Raw genomic sequence first — 4,637 nt, 5'->3', positions numbered from 1 at the left:
CCGATGATCCTCTGGAATGAAAGTCTCCAGCGGCGGCAAAAGCATCATCTCATATCCTAAACGTTCACGTTTTGTTTGCATAAACCTATATAACAAATCCACCCCCTCAAAAAACAAGACTTTTTCAACAGTCCCCTTCGTTCGGGGTTCCGCCCTACTGCTGCCCGGATGACCAAAATGGATTCTGGCTTTCGCCAGAATGACAGTTATAGGGGCATTTTCCGAAAGGGTGGGCCACCCGGGCCCTACGTGCGGTTATTTCTTCCGGCCGCCACGGGAAAGGTAGTTGGCCAACTCGATATACGAGCCGAGCCGTATCTCCATCCGGGCCGCAGTATCCGGGTGAGAATTGATGACATTGAATTGGAGGTAATCAGGCGTGTTCATGTCGTACAGGATTTTCCCGGCGCCGAGCCAGTTGAAAAAGAAAAACCGTTTTTCTATCAGCCCCAATCGATCCTCGGCCGTTATTACCGCAAAACCGGAGTCGTCGGGAGGAAGATTGAGCAGGTCGCGCCCCCAACTGTACTGTCTTGTCTCTATCCCCAGCAAATCGATCAGAGTCGGCAGAATATCGACCTGGCTGCTTATTTTGCCGATTATGGTTGCACTATCACCGAGCAGTTTCGGTCCGTAGATGAGGAGCGGGATATGGAAATTCCGCGGCGCCAGAGGGTACTTGCCGCCCTGATGCGGACAGTGGTCGGCGGTGATAACAAAGATGGTGCTGTCGAAGAGAGGTTCGGATTTGAGGCTGTCGATAAATTCGCCCAGCGCCCAGTCGGTGTAGTAGAAAGTATTGAGCATATTACCGTCGGGGACGGCCTCACCGTACTTCTTGAATCGATCGTCCGGTATCAAATAGGGGTCATGATTGCTCAAAGTCAAAACGGCCAGATGGAAGGGGCGCGGGAAATTGCTCACCTCATGCGCCAGCTTGTCGAAAATGACATGGTCGGGAATGCCCCATTTACCCAGCCGGGCGGATCGGTCAAAATCGCTTTCGCCGTAGAATCGCTCATATCCGGCAGTACGCAGGAATCCTTCCATGTTGTCAAACTCGATATCGCCGCCATAGGCGAAAGTTGTACTATAACCTTTCTCGCGCAGGATGTCGCCAATCGAGCGGAACGGGTAGCCGGCGGCGTACCGTTTCATTATCGAGCGGCCGGGAAGCGAGGGAAAGGAGCAGAGGACGGCGGGAATACCTCGGTTGGTGCGCACGCCATTGGCATAGAAATTATTGAATAGAATGCCGTGATTGCAGAGGGTGTCGAAATCCGGGGTGACGCCGAAACGGGAACCGAGGGCGCCAATTTTATCGGCCGACCAGCTTTCCATAATGATAATGATGATGTTTGGTTTAAAGGGGAAGCGATCCTTCCCCGGAATTTTATGTTCGAGGGAGAAATTCTCGGGCATCTCGGGCTTGATATTCAACATATCAAGCACGGTACCGTAAGTATCTTCGACAGGGTAAAAGGAGAAACGGTCGCTTTCCTGTCCGAAGAGCTTTCTTCCCTCCTGAAGCTCCTCATAAATGGAACGGGTCAGCGTATAGATGCCGTTAAGGGCGGTTTGATTGAGGAATTGGTCATCACTGAAAAAGGCGGCGCCCCAATCAAGCGGTTTCATACCGACGCTCCCTCTGATGCCCAAGACCAGAAGCGCCGCGGCCATGACATAGCAGATAATCCTTTTGGTCAGTCTGCCCGAGGGAGGAGTTGCGCCGGCTTTCCGGAATATTTTTCGTACCGCCAGATAGAATATTACTGTCACGAAAATCCAGAGGGCCAGCAGCATCCAGAAGCCGGGGTAGGAAATGGCGCTGTATAGAAACAGGCTGGGATAGACTATATAATCAACCGCCCAGTAATTCATGCGGCTGCCGAAATTATCGAAATATCTGATGTCGGCCAGGGAAATCATGAAGGCCATTGAAAAGATAACGGTAAGGACGATGGAAAACATTTTCTGCCCGAATTGAGACGACAGCTTTATGAAGGGAAGAAGCGAGATCACGAAAAGAGGCAAAATTATCCATGACAGGATAACGATATCGAAGCGGAGCCCTAGCCAGAAAGAATAGGCGATATCGGAGGCTCTGCTGTCGCGTATCAGCGGCAGGTGGGCCAGAAGAAAGAGCGCCCGGCAGAAAGAGAAAAATAATATTCCATTCAGAAAAATAACGAGCCAGGCTCTCAACTTTCCGGTCGGGATAAGAATCTTAAATAAATTCATAATTCACGCGAGATGAAGCTAAGAGGATCATCAGACCTTGCTCGATTCGGTGAGGCTGAGCATGCGCCGAATCTCTTTTTGTCGTTCCGACCGGTTGAGTTTGCGGATATTGATTACTTTGCGACCGGGCGAGCCGATGGCGACTTTTTCCACCGCATAATGATGTTCGGACAGCGCGGCGATCTGGTGCAGATGTGTAATGACCAGGGTTTGATAATCTTTAGAGAGCGCACCAAGTTTTTTGGCCACGGCGTGGGCGGTGACGCCGCCTATTCCGGAATCGATTTCATCCAGAACCAGTAAGGGGCGGTACTTTCCGGATTTGGTTTTGTCGGCGGCTTTGAGCGCGAGCATGATTCTCGATATTTCGCCGCCGGAGGCGGTTCGGGCCAAAGGTTTGAGCGGTTCGCCCGGATTGGCGGAGATCAAAAAACGGCCGGTCTCGAGACCGCAGGGGCCGGGTCTCAATCGCTGATTATCAAGCAGGATTCCCTCGGGATCGGCGATGCAACTGAAATCATATTTGAATCGAGCCGAATCGATACCCAACTGCTTCAGCTCTTTCTCGACCCTTGCGGCAAGTTGCACCGAGGCCTCCCTGCGCCGCGCGGATATGGTCAAGGCGTCGGTACCGTACTGGGCGGCCAGACGGGTTTCTTCATTCTGCAGGAGCCGGATATGTTCATCAATGTCAATCCCGGCGCCGAGCTGTGATTTTATTTTCTGCAAGGTTTCCAATATTGTCTCCTCGGAACCGCCGTACTTTTTCCTGAGACGATAAATCTCATCCAGCCGCTGGTTGATTGTCTCCTGCCTTTCGGGATCATCAGGAATGGAGGCGCGATATGATTCCATTTCCACCCGAAATTCCTCGAGATTGACAATAGAATTATCAAGGAGCTCCATTTGCTCTTGCAGGGCCGGGTCGAGGCCGGCCATCTGCGCCAGTTCTTTGCGGCAGGAGCGCAGCATATTCAGCGCGGAGTTATCCTCCTGTTCGATGATATTGAGGATGCCGGTCGCCTTTTCGCCCAGCAGGCGTGACGAATCGAGTATTCTCTTCTCGGCCACAAGCCGGGATTCCTCGCCGACCTGAATGCGGGCCTTTTCGATTTCCTCTTTCTGGAAAAGAAAAAGCTCCCGCTCATTTTTTTCCAACTCCCGGCGTGATTCCAGGTTAATCAGTTCTTTTTTTACCGACTCCCACCGATGGAATAATTCCTGCAATGCGGCGACCTTATCGGTCAGTCCCGCGAAGCGGTCCAGAAAGGTTTGGTGATTGTTCTCATCGAGCAGTTGTTGATGCGAATGCTGGCCGAACAGTTCAGCCAAATACCGGGTTATTTCACGCAGTTGGGTCAGGGTGACCAGTTGTCCGTTGACAAAATTGCGGGAGCTTCCTTTCAGGAGTATTTCTTTGCGCAAGGTGATATGATTATCCTCGTACTCGATGCCAATGGCTTTCAGCCTGGCGGGAATTTCGGGAGAGCCGGCAATCTGGAAGTCCCCTTCTACAACGGCCAATCTGGCCCCGGAGCGAACATCATCTTTGTCCGCTTTCTCGCCGAGGAGCTGAGCAATGGCGCCGACAATAATCGATTTCCCCGCTCCGGTCTCACCGGTGAGGACATTAAAGCCGGTATCAAGGGTCAAATCCAAATTGTCCACCAGGGCGAAATCCTCAATGTGCAGTCTTGTCAGCATTCTTTGATTCACTATTCCTGCCGTCGGCTGATGAGTCCGGTCAGCTCGGCAGTCAACTGTTTTGATTTCTCCAAATCGCCTTTTTCTTCCGCGATTTTCAATTCACCCTTAAGGCGGTCAATGATACGTTCCCTCTTGAAGTAGAGAATTTTCCTGACATAGTCTTTAACCGTGAGAGGGATATTCTGTCCGTGCCAATCGATTTGAACCAGTGAGGAAATCTCGGCCTCGGCTTCTTTATCTTCGAGCATATCTATCAGGATACCCTCGGAGACCGTCCCCTGAACATTGTAGATGGTCAGAATCAGCGAGTAGATTTCACCCAGGCTTCGCTCCTGAAAATCCTCTTTGACGATTTTCTCTCTAACGGTGTCAATATGGTCGGGGTGGTTCATAATCAACGATAACAGCTCTCGTTCGATATCAATGATCTTTTTGGGCGGTTTAATTTCGGTGGCCGGCCTTGGTCGGGATTCGGTGCCGGGGAGAAGGTCGAGAAGGTTCTGCGGAGAGGTTTGCAGGAGTCCCGCCGCTTCATCGATAAAGAGGCGCCGGCGGGTGAGATCACCAATGCGCCCGGCCAATTCGGCCAACTCCTTAATAAATTTCTCTTTGACGATAATGCCGCTTTTCCTGATGTCATAATCGCGCATGCGATATTGAAGATATCTTAAGGCATGGGATTTGAGTTC

At 51.4% G+C, this 4,637-nt stretch carries 3 protein-coding genes; all 3 read right to left on the bottom strand.

The window, feature by feature from the left end; genetic code table 11:
• Positions 1-255: 255 nt before the first annotated feature.
• Positions 256-2,241 (bottom strand): sulfatase-like hydrolase/transferase, encoded by a 1,986-nt coding sequence (locus NT002_14275; protein ID MCX6830429.1) that lies wholly within the window; start codon positions 2,239-2,241, stop codon positions 256-258.
• 30 nt (positions 2,242-2,271) lie between these two features.
• Positions 2,272-3,945 (bottom strand): DNA repair protein RecN, encoded by a 1,674-nt coding sequence (gene recN, locus NT002_14270; protein MCX6830428.1) that lies wholly within the window; start codon positions 3,943-3,945, stop codon positions 2,272-2,274.
• 11 nt (positions 3,946-3,956) lie between these two features.
• On the bottom strand, positions 3,957-4,637 hold a 681-nt coding region (locus tag NT002_14265), incomplete at its 5' end, for a hypothetical protein (GenBank protein MCX6830427.1).

The organism is Candidatus Zixiibacteriota bacterium (genome assembly GCA_026397505.1).
In the GTDB taxonomy this organism is placed as follows: domain Bacteria; phylum Zixibacteria; class MSB-5A5; order GN15; family PGXB01; genus JAPLUR01.
The sequence above is the reverse complement of the archived record's forward strand: the minus strand, read 5'-3'. Positions and strand labels throughout refer to the sequence as shown.

Bases quoted from the DNA above. Each gene is read 5' to 3' on its own strand.
- NT002_14275 (MCX6830429.1), bottom strand. From the start codon at position 2,241: ATGAATTTATTTAAGATTCTTATCCCGACCGGAAAGTTGAGAGCCTGG.
- recN (MCX6830428.1), bottom strand. From the start codon at position 3,945: ATGCTGACAAGACTGCACATTGAGGATTTCGCCCTGGTGGACAATTTG.